The following is a 20,290-nucleotide window of genomic DNA, read 5'->3' on the forward strand; positions in this document are numbered from 1 at the left end:
CCCTATCTTTGCGGACGGTGCCAGCAGMCGCGGTTGTATCAACGTTTCATATCCAACTCTCGTCCGCGTCACACGGCCAGCGCATCTGCGATGCCAGCCACTTTCAGAGCGTCCCCTGCGGGCTGGGCGCCTGAGCCACGCGCACCGCCAGCGGTGCACCATTCACGGCGGAATCATCGCGGCTCATTGCCGGCCGCTGCCGCCACAGTTTAGCCAGGAATGTTGTTATCTGGCCCGTCGTCTTTCGATACGGCACTCCGCAGCGCGCCTTGGCGCCTGTGGCCGCGCCATGGCCGCGCGCTTTCCCGGTTTTGCTTTTACAAGGAAACCAGCATGAAAAAAATCTCGATCACCGTCGGCTTCGTTTCGACCATCGCCACCCTGGGCGCCTTGCCTGCCGCCCACGCCCAGTCGTCAGTTGATCCGTCTTCAGTCACCATGTATGGCTTGATGGATGCGGGCCTGGTGCAGGAAGGCGGCGTCAGCAAGCTCACCAGCGGCATATCGGCCGGCTCGCGCCTGGGCCTGCGCGGCACCGAGTCCTTGGGCAATGGTCTGCAAGCCGTGTTCACCCTGGAAGCGGGCGTGCAGAGCGACACGGGCCGCTCCGACCAGGCGGGGCAATTGTTCGGCCGCCAGGCTTTTGTCGGCATCGACAGCCCGCTGGGCATGCTGACCGTGGGGCGCCAGTACAACCTGCAAAGCCAGGCGCTGACCGACGTGGCCGACCCGTTCGAAGGCGGCTTTGCCGGTGCGGCGACCAACCTGGCCGGTTATTCGGCCACGCGCATCGACAATACCGTGCGCTACACCTCGCCTGAAATGCGCGGCGTCACGGCCACCGTCATGTACGGCTTTGGCGAACATACGGGTGTGGCGGCCGACCAGCGCTCGCTGGGCCTGGCTCTCGGCTATGTCAACGGCCCCTTGACCTTGCGCCTGGCGCGCCAGAGCCGTGCCGGCGAACCGGGCAAGGCCGATGTGAACAACACGATTTTGGCGGGTAACTACAACTTCGGCGTGGCCACGGCGTTTGCCGGTTATGGCCGCAACACGGGTGATGGCAGCACCATGTTCTTCGGGGAAAACCCGTATGGCGCAGCGCAGGCGCCGGCCCAGTCCACGGACAGCCGCGACGCCATCGTCGGCGTGTCCGTGCCGCTGGGCGCGACGACCTTGCTGGCCTCGTACGTGCACAAGGATGATCGCGACGCCGCCAACCGCGATGCGCGGCAGTTGGCTATCGGCGCCACGTATGCCTTGTCCAAGCGCAGCAAGGTGTATGTTGCTTACGCGCATATCCGCAACCGCAACGACGCCGCCTACATGGTGGGCAACGCCACGGAAGTGGGCACGGGCAACCGCGCCTTCAACGTCGGCCTGCGCCACGCGTTTTAAGTCTTTGCGCTAAGCGGGCAGCATGCTGCCTTCGAGCAGCAGTGTCTCGAAGGCGGCGGCAGCCAGGGGGCGGCTGAACAGGTAGCCCTGCATCTGGTCGCAGCCGTGCCGGCGCAGGAAGGCCAGTTGCTGCTCCGTTTCCACGCCTTCGGCGATGACTTTCAGGCGCAGGCTGTGCGCCAGCGAAATGATGGCGCGCACGATGGCCGCGTCGTCCATGCTGTGCGTGATGTCGCTGACGAAGGTTTTGTCGATTTTCAGCACGTCGATGGGGAAATGGCGCAGGTAGGCGAGGCTGGAATAGCCGGTGCCGAAGTCGTCGATCGACAGTTGCACGCCCAGCGCCTTCAGCTTGGCCATGATGGCCGTGGCTTGCTCCACGTCATGCATGACCATGCTTTCCGTCAATTCCAGTTCCAGGTGGGCCGCATCGAGCCCCGTGTCCGCCAACGCCTGCGCCACCGCGTGCAGCAAATTCTTTTGTTTGAATTGCCGCGCCGACAGGTTGACGGCCAGGCGCAGCGGTCCATGGCCGGCCAGTTGCCAGGCGTGCGCCTGGGCGCATGCCGTGCGCAGCACCCAGTCGCCGATGGGTGTGATCAAGCCCATTTCCTCGGCCAGGCCGATGAAGCTGGCAGGCGGTACACGCCCCAGTTGCGGATGTTGCCAGCGCAGCAGCGCTTCCATGCCCACCACGGCGCCGCTGGCCAGGTCCAGCTGGGGCTGGTATTCGAGGTGGAACTGCCCCCGTTCCAGCGCGTGGCGCAACTCGCTCTCCAGTTCCAGCCGCTCCAGGGTGCCCGCATTCATGCTCGAAGCATAGAATTGCCAGTGGCCCCGTCCCTGTTCCTTGGCGCGGTACATGGCGATGTCGGCATGCTTGATCAGGGTGTCGGCATCGCCGCCATCGTCGGGATATACGGCCACGCCCATGCAGCAGCTGAGAAAAAACTCATATTCGCCCAGTTGCAGCGGCTGCGCCACGGCGTCCTGGATGCGCTGCAGGATGGCGGCGCCCGGCTCGCCATTGCCATGCTGGGGCAGCAGCAGCACGAATTCGTCGCCGCCCAGGCGCGCCACCGTGTCGACTTCGCGCGTGGCGCCGCACAGGCGCTCGGCCACGCTTTTCAGCACCAGGTCGCCAGCGTCGTGGCCCAGGGTATCGTTGACAAATTTAAAGCGGTCGAGGTCGATGAAGACCACCCACAGGGGCAGGCCGCTGCGCCGCGTCACGGCCATCGCCTGCTCCAGCCGTTCGCGCAGCAGGGCCCGGTTGGCCAGGCCCGTCAGGATATCGTGCCTGGCCTGGAACTCCAGTTCCTGTTCGAAACGCATGACGGTGCTGATGTCATATTGCGCCACGACAAAATGGCTGAGCGCGCCATCGCCAGCGTCGCGCACGGGGGCGACGAACAGTTCGCTCCAATAGCTGCTGCCATCCTTGCGGAAATTGCGCACGATGGCCTTGCCTTCGCGCTGTTCGCGCAGGGCCGCCGTAATGGCGTGCATGTCTTGCCGCCCTTGTTCGGGACCCTGCAAGTCTTCCAGGCGCTGGCCGATGACTTCGCCGGCCGCATAGCCGGTGATGCGCTCGAAGGCGGGGTTGACGTACTCGATCAGGTAGCCTGGCGCGTCGGCGCTGCACAGGATGATGGCGTTGGCCGACACTTCGATGATGCGTTCGCGCAAACGCAGCGACTTTTCATTGTGCATGCGCGCGGCGATGTCTTCGGACAGGCGCAAATTGGCAAACTGCAGCGCCGCCGTGCGTTCGCCCGTGATGCGGGCAATCACGGAATTGCGCGAGACCAGCTGATACACGTATGCGGCTGCCAGCAGGCTTGACAGCACTCCACCGAGCAGCACATACAGCGAGCCGCGATGGCTGGCGTCCAGGCCCATGCCTTTGGCCGGCAGCAGGGCGGCGCCCAAGGTGTGGCCGCTGGCGTGGTACTGCAGCAGCAGCCGGGCGCTTTCCGCTTCGATCTGGCGCGCCGAGGCGTAGCACAGGGCCGTCAGGCACAGCCCGAACGCGAGGGTGAGCAGGGCCGAGGTGGAAACGGAAATGGAGATGCGTTTGAAGAATGATTGCATGGTGGTCCCGTGGCAGCACCGGTGCCGATCCATGATCAGGCAGGCCGGGCAGTGACTGACTGTAGGGTGCGCGGCGAAATGCCGTCCGTTCGCTACCGAACGGACGGCCATGCCGACAAGAAATATAGTCGGGGCACTGTGCCAGCGCTGTGTTACGCTGCACCGCATGGCGGCCCTCGTTCGGACGCCTTTCATCTCTCCCCTAGCTGACGACTGGAAAACAGGAAACCTGCCCATGTCGAGTCCGCATGCCCAGCTGCACAACCCGAATCAAAACCATTTGCTCGCCGCCATGCTCGACGCCGATTTCGCGCGCCTGGCTCCCCATCTGGAGCAAGTGCCGATGCTGCTCGGTGACGTGATCTATGATTCGGGCGACAAGCTGCAACATGTGTATTTCCCCACCACGGCCATCGTTTCGATTCACTACCTGCTGGAAAACGGCGGCTCGTCGGAAATTGCCGGTGTCGGCAATGAAGGCGTCGTGGGCGTGTCGCTGTTCATGGGCGGCAACTCGACGCCGAGCCGCGCCGTCGTGCAGACGGGCGGCGTCGGCTACCGGCTGAAGGCGCATTTGCTGATGGAAGAATTCGACCGCGCCGGTCCCGTCATGCGCTTGCTGCTGCGCTATACGCAAGCCTTGATCACGCAAATGTCGCAGACAGCCGTGTGCAACCGCCACCATACGGTGGAACAGCAGCTGTGCCGCTGGCTGCTGCTGACCATGGACCGCCTGCCGAACCGCGAGCTGACGATGACGCAGGAGTTGATTGCCAACATGCTCGGCGTGCGCCGCGAAGGCGTGACGGAAGCGGCCGGGCGTTTGCAGACGCGCGGCTTCATCAGCTACCGGCGCGGCCATATTTCCGTGCTGGACCGCGCCGGCCTCGAAGGCCATGTATGCGAATGCTATGGCGTGGTCAAAAAGGAATTCACGCGCCTGTTGTCGGACGTGCGCCAGCGCCAGGCGCGCTGAACGCCGCATCCTCTCTTTTATCGTTGTCACAGCCCGGGCTACCCCATGCAATCTGTCGAAAACATTCCCCCGCGCGCACCGTCGCGCTGGCCCATGGCGCTGGCGTTCTCGTTCAGCGCCATCGTGCTGCTAGCCATCGGCCTGCTGGCCTGGCGCGCGCCGTTCGAGACGGCATGCGTCATCGATGCGCTGGTCTTCTTGCTGCTGATGCTGCTCGTGGCGCTGTACCGGCGCACCCTGGCCGCCAGCCTGCCTCGCCAGCTGCTCAAGGCGGGCGCCTTGCAGGATGCGATTTTCAACAGCGCCAATTTCTCGTGCATCGCCACCGATGCGCAGGGCGTGATCCAGATTTTCAACGTGGGCGCCGAACGCATGCTCGGTTATGCGGCGAGCGACGTGGTTGACAAGCTGACGCCGGCCGGTATTTCTGACGCGCAGGAAATCGTCGCGCGCGCGGCCGCCCTCAGTGCCGAACTCGACACCGTCATCACGCCCGGCGTGGAAGCGCTCGTGTTCAAGGCCACGCGCGGCATCGAAGACATCTATGAACTGACCTACATCCGCAAGGATGGCAGCCGCTTTCCCGCCATCGTCTCGGTAACGGCCTTGCGCGATGCGCAAAGCAAGGTCATCGGTTACTTGCTGATCGGGACGGACAACACGGTGCGCAAGCAGGTTGAAGCGGAACAGGCGCTACTGGACCAGCGCCTGCGCGAACAGCAGGCATACACGCGCTCGCTGGTCGAAACCAACAATGCGGAGTTGACGAAGGCGCGCCAGGTGGCGGAAAAGGCCAACCGCGCCAAGTCCGAATTTTTGTCGAGCATGAGCCACGAATTGCGCACGCCGCTGAATGCCGTGCTGGGCTTTGCGCAGCTGATGGCCTCCGACGTGCCGCCGCCGACCGTGCCGCAGCAGCGCTCGATCGAACAAATCCTCAAGGGCGGCTGGTATCTGCTGCGCCTGATTAATGAAATCCTCGACCTGGCCATGATCGAATCGGGCAAGGTCACCTTGTCGCAGGAGGCGATGTCGCTGCTCGACGTGTTGCAGGATTGCCAGGCGATGATCGCGCCGCAGGCGGAAAAACGCGGCATCCGCATGCATTTCCCCCGCTGCGGCGAAGCCTACTTCGTGCATGCGGACCGCACGCGCGTGAAACAGGTGATGGTCAACCTGCTGTCGAACGCCATCAAGTACAACCAGGGCGGCGGCACCGTCACCGTCGATTGCAGCCAGCGCGGCGACCAAGTACGGGTCAGTGTGCGCGACAGCGGCGCCGGACTCGACGCGGGCCAGGTAGCCCAGCTGTTCCAGCCGTTCAACCGCCTGGGACAGGAAAACAGCACGGAAGAGGGCACGGGCATCGGCCTCGTCGTCACCAAGCAACTGGTCGAATTGATGGGCGGTACTATCGGCGTCGACAGCACGGTCGGCGTGGGCACTACGTTCTGGTTCGAGCTGGCCGCCAGCAGCGCGCCGGCACTGGTGCTGGGCGACGGCGACGCGCTGCCGCAGGTGCAGGAGCCGCAGGAAAGCCAGCGCACCTTGCTGTACGTGGAAGACAATCCCGCCAACTTGGCGCTGGTGGAGCAATTGATTGCCCGCCGCAGCGATTTGAAATTGCTGACGGCCATCGATGCGCACCTGGGCATCGACCTGGCGCGCACGTATCAGCCGGACGTGATCTTGATGGACATCAACCTGCCCGGCATCAGCGGCTTTGGCGCCCTGCATATCCTGCATGACGACCCGCTGACGAGCCATATTCCCGTGATGGCCCTGTCGGCCAATGCTGTGCCGCGCGACATCGAGAAGGGCCTGGAAGCGGGCTTCTTCCGCTACCTGACCAAGCCGATCAAGGTCGTCGAATTCATGGATGCGCTCGACGTGGCCCTGCACCATGCGGCCGCGCACGGCCTGGCCGACGACATTCACGCAGTACGCTAATTCAGCATTTATTTTTAGGAATACCGCCATGCTTCAAGCCACCGAGATCCTGAACGCCAGCATCCTCATCGTCGATGACCAGGAGGCCAATGTCATGCTGCTGGAACAGGTGCTGCGCAATGCCGGCTATACGCGCATCACGTCCACCATGGACCCGCAAGCCGTGCGGGCGCTGCACCAGCAGCACCGCTACGACCTGATCCTGCTCGACTTGCAGATGCCGGAAATGGATGGCTTCGAGGTCATGGAAGGCTTGCGCGACATCGAGGCGGGCAGCTATCTGCCCGTGCTGGTGATCACGGCCCAGCCCGGCCACAAGCTGCGCGCGCTGCAAGCGGGCGCCAAGGATTTCGTCAGCAAGCCGTTCGACCTGGTGGAAGTCAAAACGCGCATCCACAACATGCTGGAAGTGCGCCTGCTGTACCAGAAGCTGGCCGAATACAACAAGTCGCTGGAACAGATGGTGGAAGAACGCACGGCGGAGCTGCGCGAAAGCGAAGCGCGCTTCCAGCGTTTCACGGAACTGTCGTCCGACTGGTACTGGGAACAGGATGCGCAGGGCAATCTGACGCGCTTTTCCGGCCCCGTGGCTGAAATGCTGGGCATCGGCAGCGAGCAAGAGCCGCAGCGCTGGAATGCCACCGAGCGCGCCTTGCTCGACGCAAAAATTGCCGCGCGCGAACCTTTCCTCGATTTCATCTATAGCCGCGCCAACCTCGACGGCAGCACGCAGTACCTGCAAGTGAGCGGCGAACCGATGTTCGATAATGGCAGCCGCTTCATCGGCTACCGCGGCATCGGCCTCGATGTCACGGAGCGCCATCGCATTGCCTGATTTATACTGGGTGCTATCGATACTGACCAGGAAAAATCATGACTGACAAATCAACGCCGCAATACTGGTTCCCCGCCAAGACCTATGGCTGGGGCTGGGGTTTGCCCATCACGTGGCAGGGCTGGCTGGTGTTCCTGGCCGCGCTGGCGCTGTTCGCCTGCGGCGCCTTCCTGTTTCCGCCGCAAACCATGCTGGTCGGCTACATCGTCTATGAAGTGGCCATCGTTGCCGTGCTCATTTTCATCTGCCAGCTGAAAGGCGAACCGACCAGCTGGCGCTGGGGCAAGAAGAAGTAGAGCGATGTACAAAGACGACACCTGCAAGAAATCATCTGGCCGCGCGGCGTGAACCGCGTATAATTGGCTCGCTGCCGCAAGGCGGCAAACGCTAGGGGTCCTGCCTTTCGCTGTGGAAACACAGTGCAAGCGCGGGTGAGAAATACCCTCCGAACCTGATCTGGATAATGCCAGCGAAGGGAAGCTTTAGGATGAACGCACCCCGCCTTTCCGCGTGCGCGCAGCCGAACCTCCTTAGCTGGCTCCAGGCTTAAAAATAGTCTAGCCAAGGAGCCAAAATGAACGCCAACCCGAAATTCCTCTCCGCCACCGCCACGGTCGACGAAGCCGCCATCGCGCCGCTGCCCAATTCGCGCAAGATCTATGTTGAAGGCAGCCGCCCCGACATCCGCGTGCCCATGCGCGAGATCAGCCAGTCCGACACGGAAGCGTCGTTCGGCGGCGAAAAGAATCCGCCGATCTACGTCTACGACACGTCCGGCCCGTACACGGACCCGGACGTGCAGATCGACATCCGCTCGGGCCTCGATACGCCGCGCCTGCCGTGGATCGTCGAACGTGCCGATACGGAAGAATTGCCGGGCCCGACCTCCGACTATGGCATCGCCCGTCTGGCGGACCCAAAACTGGCCGAGCTGCGTTTCAACCTGCACCGCAAGCCGCGCCGCGCCATTGCCGGCAAGAACGTGACGCAGATGCATTACGCGCGCCAGGGCATCATCACGCCGGAAATGGAATATGTCGCCATCCGCGAAAACATGCGCCGCCAGGAATATTTGCGCGAGCTGAAAGCGTCCGGCCCCATGGGCGAGCGCCTGGCCGACCTGATGGGCCGCCAGCATCCGGGCCAGTCGTTTGGCGCCAGTATCCCGGCCGAGATCACGCCGGAATTCGTGCGCGAGGAAATCGCCCGTGGCCGCGCCATCATCCCCGCCAACATCAACCATCCGGAAGTCGAGCCGATGATTATCGGCCGCAATTTCCTCGTGAAAATCAACGCGAATATCGGCAACTCGGCCGTCACCTCGTCGATCGGCGAGGAAGTGGAAAAGATGACCTGGGCCATCCGCTGGGGTGGCGACAACGTGATGGATTTGTCCACAGGTAAACATATCCACGAGACGCGCGAATGGATCGTGCGTAACAGCCCCGTGCCGATCGGCACCGTGCCCATCTACCAGGCCTTGGAAAAGGTCAATGGCAAGGCCGAAGATCTGACGTGGGAAATCTTCCGCGATACCCTGATCGAGCAGGCCGAGCAGGGCGTCGACTACTTCACCATCCACGCGGGCGTGCTGCTGCGCTATGTGCCGATGACTGCCAAGCGCCTGACGGGCATCGTCTCGCGCGGCGGCTCCATCATGGCGAAATGGTGTCTGGCGCACCACCAGGAATCGTTCCTGTACACGCATTTCGAGGAGATTTGCGAAATCATGAAGGCGTACGACGTGTCGTTCTCGCTGGGCGACGGCTTGCGTCCCGGCTCCATCTACGACGCCAATGACGAGGCGCAGCTGGGGGAACTGAAAACCCTGGGCGAGCTGACCCAAGTCGCGTGGAAGCATGACGTGCAAGTGATGATCGAAGGCCCGGGCCACGTTCCGATGCAGCTGATCAAGGAAAACATGGACTTGCAGCTGGAGCAGTGCGGCGAAGCACCTTTCTATACCTTGGGACCATTGACGACCGATATCGCGCCAGGCTACGACCACATCACGTCCGGCATCGGCGCGGCCATGATCGGCTGGTACGGCACGGCCATGCTGTGCTACGTGACACCGAAGGAACATCTGGGCCTGCCCAACAAGGCCGACGTCAAGGACGGCATCATCACCTACAAGATTGCGGCGCACGCGGCCGACCTGGCGAAGGGCCATCCGGGCGCGCAAATCCGCGACAACGCGCTGTCAAAAGCCCGCTTCGAATTCCGCTGGGACGACCAGTTCAATATCGGCCTGGACCCGGACAAGGCGCGCGAATTCCACGATGAAACTTTGCCCAAGGATTCTGCCAAGGTGGCGCATTTCTGCTCCATGTGTGGCCCGCATTTCTGCTCGATGAAGATCACGCAGGAAGTGCGCGAATACGCGGCCGGCATGGGCATCGCGGAAGACAAGGCACTCAAGCAGGGCATGGAAATCAAGGCCATCGAATTCATCAAGAACGGCGCCGAGCTGTACCGCAAGGTCTGAAGGAGAGCGTGATGCCTGCATTGATATCCATCACGCTCAACGGCGCACCGCACCAGGTGCCGCCGGGGCAAACCCTGGACCAATTGATCGCCGCGCTGTCGCTGGAAAACCAGGCGCTGGCGCTGGCCGTCAACCGCAATGTCGTGCCGCGCAAGGCGTGGCCGGGACAGATCTTGCAAACCCAGGATCAGGTTGAGATCGTCCGCGCCATCGGCGGCGGCTGAAATAAGGAAGAAGACATGAATAGCAACAATAACGACCTGCTGACCATCGCAGGAAAACAGTATCAATCGCGCTTGCTGGTCGGTAGCGGCAAGTACAAGGATTTGCCGCAGACGCGCGAAGCGACGGATGCGGCCGAGGCGCAGATCATCACGGTGGCGATCCGGCGCGTGAATATCGGGCAGGACCCGAACGCGCCCAGTTTGCTCGACGTCGTGCCGCCGGACCAGTACACGATCTTGCCGAACACGGCCGGCTGCTACAACGCCAAGGACGCCGTCTACACCCTGCAACTGGCGCGCGAGCTGCTGGGCGGGCGCAATCTGGTGAAACTCGAAGTGCTCGGTGACGAGAAGACCCTGTTCCCGCACATGCCGGAAACCTTGATCGCGGCCGAGGCGCTGGTCAAAGATGGTTTTGACGTGATGGTCTACTGTAGCGACGACCCCATCCAGGCGAAGATTCTGGAAGACATCGGCTGCGTGGCCGTCATGCCGCTCGCGTCCCTGATCGGTTCGGGTATGGGCATTTTGAATCCGTGGAATTTGTCGCTGATCATCGACCAGGCGAAAGTGCCGGTGCTCGTCGATGCCGGCGTGGGCACGGCGTCGGATGCGGCCATTGCCATGGAACTCGGTTGCGATGGCGTGCTGATGAATACGGCCATTGCCGGCGCGCGCGATCCCGTGCGCATGGCGCATGCGATGAAGCTGGCCGTGCGGGCCGGGCGCGAAGCATTCCTGGCGGGACGCATGCCGCGCAAATTTGCCGCGTCGCCGTCGTCGCCGATGGCGGGCCGCCTGGCGTGACGGTGCCGATGCGCCACACTGTGCTCGTGTTTGCCGGCGCCGATCCGTCGGGTGGCGCCGGCATCGCCGCCGATATCGTGGCGATTGCGGCGCAGGGCGCGCATGCCTTGCCCGTCATCACGGCGCTGACGGTGCAGGACAACGACAGGGTCTTTGGCGTCGAGCCGGTGGCGCCGGAATTGCTGCGCCGCCAGGCGCAGGCGCTGATCGACAAGATCGTCATTCATGCCGTCAAGATCGGCATTCCCGGCAGCGCCGCGAACGCTGCCGTCATTGCGCAACTGATCGCGCAATTGCGGTTGATTCGCCCAAGCTTGCCTGTCGTGCTAGACCCCGTGCTGGCCAGCGGCCATGGCGACGTGCTCAGCCGGGATGATGCCGTGCTGGCGCTGGCGCCCTTGCTGCCAGTGACGACCGTCATCGTACCAAACGGGCCGGAAGCGCTGGCCCTCGGCGGCGCAGACAATTTGCTTGCGCAAGGCTGTGAGAACGTGCTGGTGACGGGCGGCCACGGCGAAGGCGAGGTGATCGTCAACCGCTGGTTCGATGGCGCTGGCAGCGAGCGTGAGTGGCGCTGGCCGCGCTTGCCCGGCGAATTTCACGGCAGCGGCTGCACTTTGGCGTCCGCCATCGCGGCGCGCCTGGCGCAAGGCATGCCGATGCAAGAGGCACTCGATGGCGCGCAACGTTATTGCCATGCGGTCCTGGCCGGCGCGTTTGCGATTGCGCCAGGCCAGCTGATGCCGCAACGATTCATTCAATAGGGAAAATATCATGCGTGGACTGTATCTGGTCACCCCGAACTGGGACGACACCGACCGCCTGCTCGACGTGAGCGAGCAAGCCTTGCAGGAAGGCGTGGCCCTGCTGCAATACCGCCACAAGAGCGCGGAAGCGGATCAGCGGCGCGAGCAGGCGGGCGCCTTGCTGGCGCTGGCCCGCAAGTATGGCGTGCCTTTCATCATCAACGACTTCATCGAGCTGTGCGAAGAGCTCGACGCGGACGGCGTGCACGTGGGCGGCACGGATGCGTCCGTCGCGCAGGTGCGCGCGCGCCTGGGCAAGGACAAGATCGTCGGTGCCTCGTGCTATGGCGACATGGCCTTGGCACGGACGGCTGAGGCGGGTGGCGCCAGCTATGTGGCCTTCGGCGGCTTTTATCCATCGCTGGTGAAAAAGTACCCGGTGACGACGCCGCTCGACATCGTGCTGCAGGCGAAACGCGAGATTGCCTTGCCGTGCGTGGTGATCGGCGGCATGACGCCGGAGAACGCCGCGCCGCTGGCCGCGCGTGGGGCCGACATGGTGGCGGCCATCACTAGCGTCTACCAGGCGGACGATGTAGATATTGCGGTGCAGCAATTCAATCACTTGTTTGCGGCGTGAGCAGTGGCGCGCAGTGCTGGTTTGGGGGAATAATCGGCATATAATAAGAACATCATTCATTACCGAGGTCCCCCACCCATGAGCCAGCCAGCCGCCGCGAAACGCCTTATCCTGATCGTTGACGATGACCAGCTCCTGTTGGAGTTCCTCGGCGAAGTCCTGCGCCATGCCGGCTACGAAACAGCCCTGGCCCATTCGGCCGAAGTGGCGCTGCAGCTGATCGCCCAGCGCGAGCCGGACCTTGCCTTGCTCGACATCCACATGCCGGGCATGTCCGGCCTGGAACTGGCCAAGCGCCTGCATGGCGAGACGGCCGTGCCGTTCATGTTCCTGTCCGGCAGCGGCGACAGTGAATCGGGCAAGCAGGCGGCCGCCTACGGCGCCGTCGGTTATGTGGTCAAACCCGTCGACGAGGGCCGCTTGATGCCCGCGTTTGAAGCGGGCCTGGCGCGTGCCGATGAAATCCGCCAGCTGCGCCGCACCGAGCTGAACCTGAACGCGGCGCTGGCCGCCGGCCGCGAAACGAGCCTGGCAGTTGGTTTGTTGATGGGCAAGTTTCAGACGGACCGCAACACGGCCTTCGAAGTGCTGCGCGACCATGCCCGTTCCAGCCGCCGCAAGATCAATGAAATCGCCAGCCAGTTGCTGCTGGCCGAGGAAACCCTGAACGGCTTGCACGGCGCCTTTTTGAACCGCGCGAAAACCAAGTAAGCGTTTTCCTGGCGCCTGCTTTGCTATGATGTGGCGATACGGCGCGCTGGCGCGCCCGGTTCAACCATACACAGCACACACCACAGGACACACATGAAAACCAAAGCAGCGATTGCATGGAAGGCGGGCGCGCCTTTGACCATCGAGGAAGTCGACCTGGCCGGCCCGCGCGAGGGCGAGGTACTGGTCGAGATCAAGGCCACGGGCATTTGCCATACCGATTACTACACTTTGTCGGGCGCCGATCCGGAAGGTATCTTCCCGTCGATCCTCGGCCATGAAGGCGCCGGCATCGTCGTCGACGTGGGCCCGGGCGTGAAAAGCCTGAAAAAGGATGACCATGTCATTCCTCTGTACACGCCGGAATGCCGCCAGTGCAAATTCTGCCTGTCGCAAAAAACCAATTTGTGCCAGTCGATCCGCTCGACCCAGGGCCGTGGCCTGATGCCGGACGCGACCTCGCGCTTTTCCATCGACGGCAAGCCCATCTTCCATTACATGGGCACGTCCACCTTCTCCAACTATATCGTCGTGCCGGAAATCGCCCTGGCGAAGATCCGCGAAGATGCGCCGTTCGACAAGGTTTGCTACATCGGCTGCGGCGTTACCACCGGCGTGGGCGCCGTGCTGTTCACGGCCAAGGTGGAAGCAGGCGCCAATGTCGTCGTATTCGGCCTGGGCGGCATCGGCCTGAATGTGATCCAGGCAGCCAAGATGGTCGGCGCCGACAAGATCATCGGCGTGGACATCAACCCGGCCCGTCAGGCCATCGCACGCAAGTTCGGCATGACGCATTTCGTCAACGCCAACGAGGTGGAAAACGTCGTCGACACCATCGTGCAGCTGACGGACGGCGGCGCCGATTATCAGTTTGAATGCATTGGCAACACCACCACCATGCGCCAGTCGCTCGAGTGCTGCCACAAGGGCTGGGGCCAGTCCATCATCATCGGCGTGGCGGCGGCCGGCCAGGAAATTTCCACCCGTCCATTCCAGCTGGTGACGGGGCGTGTGTGGAAAGGTTCCGCCTTCGGTGGCGCACGGGGCCGCACGGACGTGCCGAAGATCGTCGACTGGTATATGGAAGGCAAGCTCAACATCGACGATTTGATTACGCACCGCCTGAAGCTCGACGACATCAACCAGGGCTTCGACCTGATGAAGAGCGGCGAATCGATCCGCTCCGTCGTGCTGTACTAATACATTACGCCGTACCACGGCGTTTTTGCGGAGGCTGCGGCCTCCGTTTTTTTTTGCCCGGCGTTCCATCCATCGTCCGTGTCTGCCATCCAGGCCGGTCTTTTTGCAGCCTGTCGCACCGCGCTGGAGTCGTGCTCCATCCGCCGCTAAAGTCAACGCTCCACTACTTTTGCGACGAGGCAGCCATGTCCACTTCCTACCGTTTGATCCTCAGCCTGGCCGGTATCCTGCTTGGCGGCAGTGCGCTGGCCGTGCAGCCGCCGCAGCCGCCCACGCCGCCTGCCCCGCCGGCCGCACCCAGCGTGCAGGTCAGCCGTTCGATCGACAAGGGCGAAAGCTATGCGCTCGTCGACGGCGCCACGGATAGCGAGGGCGTCATCGTCGTCGACAGCGATATTCATTCGCAGCAGGTGGAAAAGCTCAAGCGCTCGATCAAGGGGCCGTTCTTGTGGTTCCGCGACCAGGGGCAGGCCTATGTGCTGCAGGATGCGGCCTTGCTGGGCAAGGTGCGCACGGCATGGCAGCCGTCGAAACAGATCGGCAAGGAGATGAGCGCGCTCGGCGATCAAATGGGCGCGCATGGCAAGGCCATGGGCGAAATGGGCCGCAAGATGGGCGCCCGCAGTCTGGAAAAAGGCAGCGCGCGCGAGTCGGAACAGTTGCGCGCGCTGGGCCGCCAGCAGCAGGAGCTGGGCCGCAAGCTCGGTGACGCTTCGCGCCGCCAGGCGCTGGCGACGAGCGACACGGCGCGCCGCGCGGCCGAGCGCGACGTGGAACGCCTGCAGCAGCAGATGGAAGATGCACAGGAAGAGATGGAAGAGATCAATGATCGCATCGCCGACGTGCACGAGCGCGAGGCCGAGAAAGTGGAGCAGATGTCGCGCCAGATGGAGCAGCGCAGCAAGCCGATGGAAGCGCTGGGCAAACAAATGGGCGACCTGGGCCGCCAGCAGGAAAAAGTCGTCAAGATCGCCGACAAGACCACGCGCCAGGTGATCGCCCAGGCGCTCAGCGAAGGCAAGGCGAAGCTGGTGCGTTAGCCTCTATGCCAGGTGGCGGCCACGGCGCGGTATTGCGCCGGCAACTGCTCCCTGGCGTCGTCCTCGCTGGCATACACGTCATCCTGCACCGTTTCCCACTGCGCATCGCAGCTGAAACGGTACACGCGCGCTTCGTCTGCGTAGCGGCACACGGCCAGGCCGTGGATGGCGATGGGGGCGCCACCATGCTCATTGGTGACGTGGCCGAAGGGCAGGTCGGACCAGGCCCAGGCCAGTACGCGGGCGCCGTCGAGGTGGGTCGGTGGTGTCATGGTATACAGGCTGCGGTGTCGGGATGGTGATTGTAGCGCGCGTGGGTAAAATGCCGCGACCGCTGGACAAATGCACAGTATTTTTAGCCATGCCGGTATAATCACGGGATGCAAAATCTTCTTCACAACCTCAATCCCGAACAATTGGCTGCCGTCACCTTGCCGGCGCAACATGCGCTGATCCTGGCAGGCGCCGGTTCGGGCAAGACCCGCGTGCTGACCACCCGCATCGCGTGGCTGATCCAGACCCAGCAGGTATCGCCACCCGGCATCCTGGCCGTGACGTTTACCAATAAAGCCGCCAAGGAAATGCTCACGCGATTGTCGGCCATGCTGCCAATCAATACGCGCGGCATGTGGATCGGCACTTTCCACGGCCTGTGCAACCGCCTGCTGCGCACGCACTACCGCGACGCGGCCTTGCCGCAAACGTTCCAGATCCTCGATTCTCAGGATCAATTGTCGGTGATCAAGCGCTTGTTGAAGGCAAACAACATCGATGATGAGAAATTCCCGCCGAAGACGGTGATGTATTTCATCAACAACGCCAAGGACCAGGGCTTGCGCGCCACGGACGTGGAAGCGTACGACGCGCACGAGCGCAAGATGGTCGAGCTGTACCAGCTGTACGACGACCAGTGCCAGCGCGAAGGCGTCGTCGATTTTGCGGAATTGCTGCTGCGCACGTATGAATTGCTCAGCCGCAATCAACCGCTGCGCGAACATTACCAGGCCCGTTTCCGCCATATTCTGGTGGACGAGTTCCAGGATACGAATAACCTGCAATACAACTGGCTCAAATTGCTGGCTGGCCACGGCAGCCGCGATGGCGGCGCCCTGTTTGCCGTCGGCGACGATGACCAGAGCATCTACGCGTTCCGTGGCGCCAACGTGGGCAATATGAGCGCCTTCGAGCATGAGTTCCAGGTGAAGAACTTGATCAAGCTTGAGCAGAACTACCGCTCGCATGGCCACATCCTCGACAGCGCCAACGTGTTGATCGCCAATAACAGCAAGCGCCTGGGCAAGAATCTGCGCACGGACGCGGGCCATGGCGAGCAGGTGCGCGTGTATGAAGCCAGTTCCGACTTGCAGGAAGCGCAGTGGATCATCGAAGAGGCGAAAAGCCTGATCGCCGATGGCGCTTCGCGCAGCGAAATCGCGATCTTGTACCGCTCGAATGCGCAGTCGCGCGTGATCGAACACGCGCTGTTTTCGGCCGCGATTCCGTATCACGTGTATGGCGGCCAGCGCTACTTCCAGCGCGCCGAGGTCAAGCACGCGATTGCCTATTTGCAACTGATGGACAATCCGCACAACGATTCGGCCTTCTTGCGCGTGGTCAATTTCCCCACGCGCGGCATCGGCATGCGCTCGATCGAGCAATTGCAGGCCGCCTCGGAACAGTACGGTATTTCGCTGTACGCCTCCGTGCCGTATGTGGCGGGCAAGGCGGGCAGCGTGCTGGCCGGCTTCGTCAAGCTGATCGAAGGCGTGCGTTTCGAAACGCAGCAGTTATCTCTGCCGGAAATGGTCAGAGTGGTGCTGGAAGCCAGTACTTTGCTCCAGCATTACCAGAACGAAAAAGAAGGCGCCGACCGCATCGAGAATCTGGAGCAGATGGTCAGCGCGGCCAGCCAGTTCATTTCCGAGGAAGGTTTTGGCCAGGGCGCACCGGCCCATCTGGGGCCTGCCGCCCAGGCGCAGTCGGGCGCGCCCGTCGTCAACCAGGATGGCATCGAAATCCTCGATGCGGACGCGCCGTTGCCGGCCGTGATGTCGCCGCTGTCCGCCTTCCTGTCGCACGCGTCGCTGGAAGCGGGTGACAACCAGGCGCAGGCGGGCCAGGATGCGCTGCAGATGATGACGGTGCACTCGGCCAAGGGCCTGGAATTCGACAATGTGTTCATTACCGGCCTGGAAGAGGGCCTGTTCCCGCACGAAAGCAGCTCGAAGGAAGACAATGGCGTGGAAGAGGAACGCCGGCTGATGTACGTGGCCATCACACGCGCGCGCAAGCGGCTGTACATGAGCTTTTCGCAGACGCGCATGCTGCATGGCCAGACGCGCTACAACATGAAGTCGCGCTTCTTCGACGAATTGCCGGAAGAATCGCTGAAATGGCTGTCGCCGAAGGTGCAGGCGAACTGGTTCGGCAACCGCAAGTCGGCCTGGGATGAGGCGCCACGTGTGGTCAGCCTCGGTTCGGATAATGCGATTGCGCAAAAGATCGCGCAAAAAGCCACGGGCGGCGGCTGGCGCATCGGCGAATCCGTGGCGCACGCCAAGTTCGGCGAAGGCGTGATCGTCAATATTGAAGGCGGCGGCGGCAATGCGCGCGCGCAAATCAATTTCGGACAGCACGGCATGAAGGTGCTGGACCTGGGGATTGCGAAGCTGGAACGGCTGTGACGGCCATCCGTCACCAACGCGGGCGCTAACAATGTTGTCGCATTACGCGTGGCCTTCGGCCCCGCTAATCCGACCTACCAGGGCCACAATGTTGTCGCTCGCGTAGGCCGGATTCGCGCCCCGTAATCCGACACCATTGTCGGCCTCGCAGCGCCGGATTACGCGGCCGACCGGTGGCCGGCGATCACTCGCCGGTCTTGTCCAGCGACACCGTCTTGCTCTCATCGACGGGCAGGCCGAAGATCTGGCGGTAGGCGGCGTAGAACGAGCAATGCATGATGATGGTGAGTATCATCGACAGCGGCATCATCAGTTGCATCATCAGCTGCGTGCGGCCAAAGATGACGGCCAGCAACTGGCTGGTGACGATGCTGATGGCGAACCAGGTGGCGGCGAAGACGATGAAGGCCGACAGCGAACGCCAGACGGCGAAAAAGCTGAAGAACAGCGCCTTGCCCAGGCTGACTTGTTTCCAGTAGATCAGCGGCGCGGCAAAGCAGAAGGCCATGGCGGCCGGCACGTACAGCACGATGGCCAGCAGGATGCCGAGGCCCAGGCGCGATTCGGGGATGGCGGCGCGTGCCGCTTCTTCCGTCAGTTGCCCGGTGACCAGTTTCCACAGCAAACCATCGTCCACCAGGGTCGAGGCGCCGATGGCAACGATGGCCATCAGGATGTACAGCACGCCCAGGCCGAACAGGGAAGGAAACGCGGGCTTGCGGAAGCCCGAGATCAGCAGGCTGGGCAGGACGCGCTTGCCCTGGTCGATATTCAGGCAGCCTTGCACGAAGGCGACGGAAAACACGGGGACCAGGATGACGGGCAGCAATTGGCCGAGCACGGGCACGATGCTGACGGCCAGCATGCAGAACATATAGCCGAGAAACAGCATCGACATGCCGCCAGGTTGCTTGCGAAACAGGCCAAAGCCTTGTTTCACCCATTGCCAACCTGTACTTGCAGGTAATTTTTCCATATTTAAAACAGTTCCGGAGCAGGTGTGGCGATACGTTCGCGCAGAATGCGTTCGAAATGCGTGGGATCGTGCGGGGTCAGCATTTCCGCTTCGCGCGGCTGGTAATAATCGTACAGGCGCGACAGCCAGAAGCGCAGCGCGGCGGCGCGCAGCATCGGTTGCCATGCCGTTTGTTCTTCGTGCGTAAACGGGCGCACGGCCTGGTAGGCGTCGAGCAGGGCGCGCACTCTTGCCGTGTCGAGCACGCCCGTGGCCAGGTCCACGCACCAGTCGTTGACGGTGACGGCCACGTCGAACAGCCACGTGTCGCAACCGGCAAAATAAAAGTCGAAAAAGCCTGTCAGTTGTTCGCCGTCAAACATGACGTTGTTGCGGAACAAGTCGGCATGCACGGGACCGCGCGGGATGGCTTTATAGGTATCGCAGGCAGCAAAGGCATCCTGGAAATGGATTTCCGCGCGCAGCAAGTGCGCTTTGGCATCGTCGAGGTGAGGCAAGACTAAAGGCGTGGTGGCGTTCCACCAGTCCAGGCCCCGCAAATTCGGCTGTTGCAGGGGGAAATCCTGCGCCGCCAGGTGCATCTTGGCCAGCATGGCGCCGACGGCCGCGCAATGCACGGCTTGCGGCGCCATCTGCGAGCTGCCGTCGAGTTTGCTGACGATGGCGGCCGGCTTGCCTTGCAGAGCCGTCACCAGTTCGCCATCGGCATTGGCGATCGGCGCCGGCACCAGTACGCCGCGGTCCGCCAAATGGCGCATCAGTTGCAGATAGAACGGCAATTGCTCGAAGCTGAGGTTTTCAAAGATCGTCAGCACGTACTCGCCGCGCTCCGTGCTCAGGAAGAAATTGCTGTTTTCGATGCCGGATGCGATGCCCTTGAGCGCCAGAGGTTTGCCGAGTGGAAACTGCGTGATCCACTGGTCGATATCGTCCAGATGTAGCGCGGTAAAAACTGCCATGGGAAAGAGGGGAATGGTCTAAAAGGTCAAAAAAAGCCGGCTGCCCCGCAGGTGGCCGGGGCAGGGCAGAAGAGAGTGGCTGCTTACTTCGCTGGTGCGGGCGGTGCTGGCGCGTCCGCTGCCTCTTCGTCGCGTTGTTTCTGTTTCTTCTTGCCCAAGTCGAATTCCAGCACTTTCCATTGCGGGCCGCGCAGGGCGCCGTTGTGGGCCTGGTCGCCGCCAGCGGCCGGCTTCATGTAATAGGTGCTGCCGCCGCTCGTGACTTTGACTTCGGACGTCACGCCCGCTTCGCGTTTTTCGGTAATTTGCTGCTTGGCGGCCGCTGGCGCCACGGTGATCGGTGCTTCGCCCATTTCCTCGATACGTTCGAGCTGGGGTGGCGCGTCGCTCGGTTTGGCCGGCGTCTGGGCGCTGGCAATGGCTGAACATGCCAGCAGGGGCAGGGCGAGGAATGTCCAGAGTGTCGATGTACGCATCATGATGGGTTCGCTTCCATGTGTGGGGCTGCAGCGCGTGCAGTGTGTAATGCCGTCAATTTATCTATAAGGCATTGTAACAAACT

General features: G+C 62.6%; 19 protein-coding genes and 1 riboswitch. Of the genes, 14 read left to right on the forward strand and 5 right to left on the reverse strand.

Annotated elements, in window-relative coordinates; genetic code table 11:
- The first annotated feature begins 333 nt into the window (after positions 1–333).
- The gene (locus AC4BCN_RS05355) at positions 334–1,398 is read left to right on the forward strand and encodes a porin (RefSeq protein WP_490492731.1); all 1,065 of its coding nucleotides are present in this window, start codon (positions 334–336) and stop codon (positions 1,396–1,398) included.
- Between the two features lie 9 nt (positions 1,399–1,407).
- Here AC4BCN_RS05355 and AC4BCN_RS05360 read toward each other — a convergent pair whose 3' ends face one another.
- Entirely contained in the window at positions 1,408–3,492 is a 2,085-nt protein-coding gene (locus tag AC4BCN_RS05360; RefSeq protein ID WP_490492732.1) for a putative bifunctional diguanylate cyclase/phosphodiesterase, read from the reverse strand.
- 235 nt (positions 3,493–3,727) lie between these two features.
- Here AC4BCN_RS05360 and AC4BCN_RS05365 point away from each other — a divergent pair, with 235 nt between their 5' ends.
- The 12 genes from AC4BCN_RS05365 (at position 3,728) to AC4BCN_RS05420 (ending at position 15,109) form a co-directional block, all read left to right on the forward strand.
- Entirely contained in the window at positions 3,728–4,468 is a 741-nt protein-coding gene (locus AC4BCN_RS05365) for a Crp/Fnr family transcriptional regulator (RefSeq protein WP_128141281.1), read from the forward strand.
- Positions 4,469–4,513: 45 nt separating this feature from the next.
- Positions 4,514–6,418, forward strand: a complete 1,905-nt coding sequence (locus AC4BCN_RS05370) for a hybrid sensor histidine kinase/response regulator (protein WP_490492733.1) — start codon at positions 4,514–4,516, stop codon at positions 6,416–6,418.
- 28 nt (positions 6,419–6,446) lie between these two features.
- Complete coding sequence (locus AC4BCN_RS05375; RefSeq protein ID WP_034749183.1) at positions 6,447–7,253, forward strand: response regulator; 807 nt, start codon at positions 6,447–6,449, stop codon at positions 7,251–7,253.
- Between the two features lie 38 nt (positions 7,254–7,291).
- Positions 7,292–7,549, forward strand: coding sequence for a hypothetical protein (locus AC4BCN_RS05380; RefSeq protein ID WP_034749180.1), 258 nt, complete (start codon positions 7,292–7,294; stop codon positions 7,547–7,549).
- An 83-nt stretch (positions 7,550–7,632) separates the two neighbouring features.
- A riboswitch (TPP riboswitch) is annotated at positions 7,633–7,748 on the forward strand.
- 79 nt (positions 7,749–7,827) lie between these two features.
- A complete protein-coding gene (gene thiC, locus AC4BCN_RS05385) occupies positions 7,828–9,741 on the forward strand; it encodes a phosphomethylpyrimidine synthase ThiC (RefSeq protein ID WP_128141283.1) in 1,914 nt (637 codons plus the stop codon).
- A 20-nt stretch (positions 9,742–9,761) separates the two neighbouring features.
- Positions 9,762–9,965: a sulfur carrier protein ThiS gene (gene thiS / locus AC4BCN_RS05390; RefSeq protein WP_490493575.1), complete on the forward strand. Its 204-nt coding sequence runs from the start codon at positions 9,762–9,764 to the stop codon at positions 9,963–9,965.
- 15 nt (positions 9,966–9,980) lie between these two features.
- On the forward strand, positions 9,981–10,772 hold the full coding sequence (locus AC4BCN_RS05395) for a thiazole synthase (RefSeq protein ID WP_070305799.1): 792 nt from the start codon (positions 9,981–9,983) through the stop codon (positions 10,770–10,772).
- 8 nt (positions 10,773–10,780) lie between these two features.
- Positions 10,781–11,536, forward strand: a complete 756-nt coding sequence (gene thiD / locus AC4BCN_RS05400) for a bifunctional hydroxymethylpyrimidine kinase/phosphomethylpyrimidine kinase (RefSeq protein ID WP_490492734.1) — start codon at positions 10,781–10,783, stop codon at positions 11,534–11,536.
- A 10-nt stretch (positions 11,537–11,546) separates the two neighbouring features.
- Positions 11,547–12,158: a thiamine phosphate synthase gene (gene thiE, locus AC4BCN_RS05405; RefSeq protein ID WP_490492735.1), complete on the forward strand. Its 612-nt coding sequence runs from the start codon at positions 11,547–11,549 to the stop codon at positions 12,156–12,158.
- Between the two features lie 78 nt (positions 12,159–12,236).
- Entirely contained in the window at positions 12,237–12,869 is a 633-nt protein-coding gene (locus AC4BCN_RS05410) for an ANTAR domain-containing response regulator (RefSeq protein ID WP_034749164.1), read from the forward strand.
- Positions 12,870–12,962: 93 nt separating this feature from the next.
- Complete coding sequence (locus AC4BCN_RS05415; protein ID WP_490492736.1) at positions 12,963–14,069, forward strand: S-(hydroxymethyl)glutathione dehydrogenase/class III alcohol dehydrogenase; 1,107 nt, start codon at positions 12,963–12,965, stop codon at positions 14,067–14,069.
- A 185-nt stretch (positions 14,070–14,254) separates the two neighbouring features.
- Positions 14,255–15,109 (forward strand): hypothetical protein, encoded by an 855-nt coding sequence (locus AC4BCN_RS05420; RefSeq protein WP_139091723.1) that lies wholly within the window; start codon positions 14,255–14,257, stop codon positions 15,107–15,109.
- Here AC4BCN_RS05420 and AC4BCN_RS05425 read toward each other — a convergent pair.
- Positions 15,106–15,381, reverse strand: a complete 276-nt coding sequence (locus AC4BCN_RS05425) for a hypothetical protein (protein WP_490492737.1) — start codon at positions 15,379–15,381, stop codon at positions 15,106–15,108. The two genes, AC4BCN_RS05420 and AC4BCN_RS05425, sit on opposite strands and share 4 nt — an antisense overlap.
- 108 nt (positions 15,382–15,489) lie before the next feature.
- Between AC4BCN_RS05425 and AC4BCN_RS05430 the strand changes: the two genes are divergently transcribed.
- Positions 15,490–17,793, forward strand: a complete 2,304-nt coding sequence (locus tag AC4BCN_RS05430; RefSeq protein WP_070305791.1) for a UvrD-helicase domain-containing protein — start codon at positions 15,490–15,492, stop codon at positions 17,791–17,793.
- A gap of 184 nt (positions 17,794–17,977) precedes the next feature.
- On the opposite strand, the gene AC4BCN_RS05435 is transcribed toward AC4BCN_RS05430, so the two are convergent.
- The 3 genes from AC4BCN_RS05435 to AC4BCN_RS05445 form a co-directional block, all read right to left on the reverse strand.
- Complete coding sequence (locus tag AC4BCN_RS05435; protein WP_485883494.1) at positions 17,978–18,769, reverse strand: BPSS1780 family membrane protein; 792 nt, start codon at positions 18,767–18,769, stop codon at positions 17,978–17,980.
- A 2-nt stretch (positions 18,770–18,771) separates the two neighbouring features.
- Positions 18,772–19,728, reverse strand: a complete 957-nt coding sequence (locus tag AC4BCN_RS05440; protein ID WP_490492738.1) for a homoserine kinase — start codon at positions 19,726–19,728, stop codon at positions 18,772–18,774.
- An 83-nt stretch (positions 19,729–19,811) separates the two neighbouring features.
- Positions 19,812–20,207, reverse strand: coding sequence for a hypothetical protein (locus tag AC4BCN_RS05445; RefSeq protein WP_046683428.1), 396 nt, complete (start codon positions 20,205–20,207; stop codon positions 19,812–19,814).
- Between the last annotated feature and the right edge of the window lie 83 nt (positions 20,208–20,290).

It is taken from the genome of Janthinobacterium sp. Bl 1 (assembly GCF_058215535.1).

Bases quoted from the DNA above. Each gene is read 5' to 3' on its own strand.
- AC4BCN_RS05370 (WP_490492733.1), top strand. From the start codon at position 4,514: ATGCAATCTGTCGAAAACATTCCCCCGCGCGCACCGTCGCGCTGGCCC.
- AC4BCN_RS05430 (WP_070305791.1), top strand. From the start codon at position 15,490: ATGCAAAATCTTCTTCACAACCTCAATCCCGAACAATTGGCTGCCGTC.
- AC4BCN_RS05425 (WP_490492737.1), bottom strand. From the start codon at position 15,381: ATGACACCACCGACCCACCTCGACGGCGCCCGCGTACTGGCCTGGGCC.
- AC4BCN_RS05375 (WP_034749183.1), top strand. From the start codon at position 6,447: ATGCTTCAAGCCACCGAGATCCTGAACGCCAGCATCCTCATCGTCGAT.
- AC4BCN_RS05415 (WP_490492736.1), top strand. From the start codon at position 12,963: ATGAAAACCAAAGCAGCGATTGCATGGAAGGCGGGCGCGCCTTTGACC.
- AC4BCN_RS05365 (WP_128141281.1), top strand. From the start codon at position 3,728: ATGTCGAGTCCGCATGCCCAGCTGCACAACCCGAATCAAAACCATTTG.
- AC4BCN_RS05435 (WP_485883494.1), bottom strand. From the start codon at position 18,769: ATGGAAAAATTACCTGCAAGTACAGGTTGGCAATGGGTGAAACAAGGC.
- thiC (WP_128141283.1), top strand. From the start codon at position 7,828: ATGAACGCCAACCCGAAATTCCTCTCCGCCACCGCCACGGTCGACGAA.
- AC4BCN_RS05355 (WP_490492731.1), top strand. From the start codon at position 334: ATGAAAAAAATCTCGATCACCGTCGGCTTCGTTTCGACCATCGCCACC.
- AC4BCN_RS05410 (WP_034749164.1), top strand. From the start codon at position 12,237: ATGAGCCAGCCAGCCGCCGCGAAACGCCTTATCCTGATCGTTGACGAT.
- AC4BCN_RS05440 (WP_490492738.1), bottom strand. From the start codon at position 19,728: ATGGCAGTTTTTACCGCGCTACATCTGGACGATATCGACCAGTGGATC.
- AC4BCN_RS05360 (WP_490492732.1), bottom strand. From the start codon at position 3,492: ATGCAATCATTCTTCAAACGCATCTCCATTTCCGTTTCCACCTCGGCC.
- thiE (WP_490492735.1), top strand. From the start codon at position 11,547: ATGCGTGGACTGTATCTGGTCACCCCGAACTGGGACGACACCGACCGC.
- thiD (WP_490492734.1), top strand. From the start codon at position 10,781: ATGCGCCACACTGTGCTCGTGTTTGCCGGCGCCGATCCGTCGGGTGGC.
- AC4BCN_RS05420 (WP_139091723.1), top strand. From the start codon at position 14,255: ATGTCCACTTCCTACCGTTTGATCCTCAGCCTGGCCGGTATCCTGCTT.
- AC4BCN_RS05445 (WP_046683428.1), bottom strand. From the start codon at position 20,207: ATGATGCGTACATCGACACTCTGGACATTCCTCGCCCTGCCCCTGCTG.
- AC4BCN_RS05380 (WP_034749180.1), top strand. From the start codon at position 7,292: ATGACTGACAAATCAACGCCGCAATACTGGTTCCCCGCCAAGACCTAT.
- AC4BCN_RS05395 (WP_070305799.1), top strand. From the start codon at position 9,981: ATGAATAGCAACAATAACGACCTGCTGACCATCGCAGGAAAACAGTAT.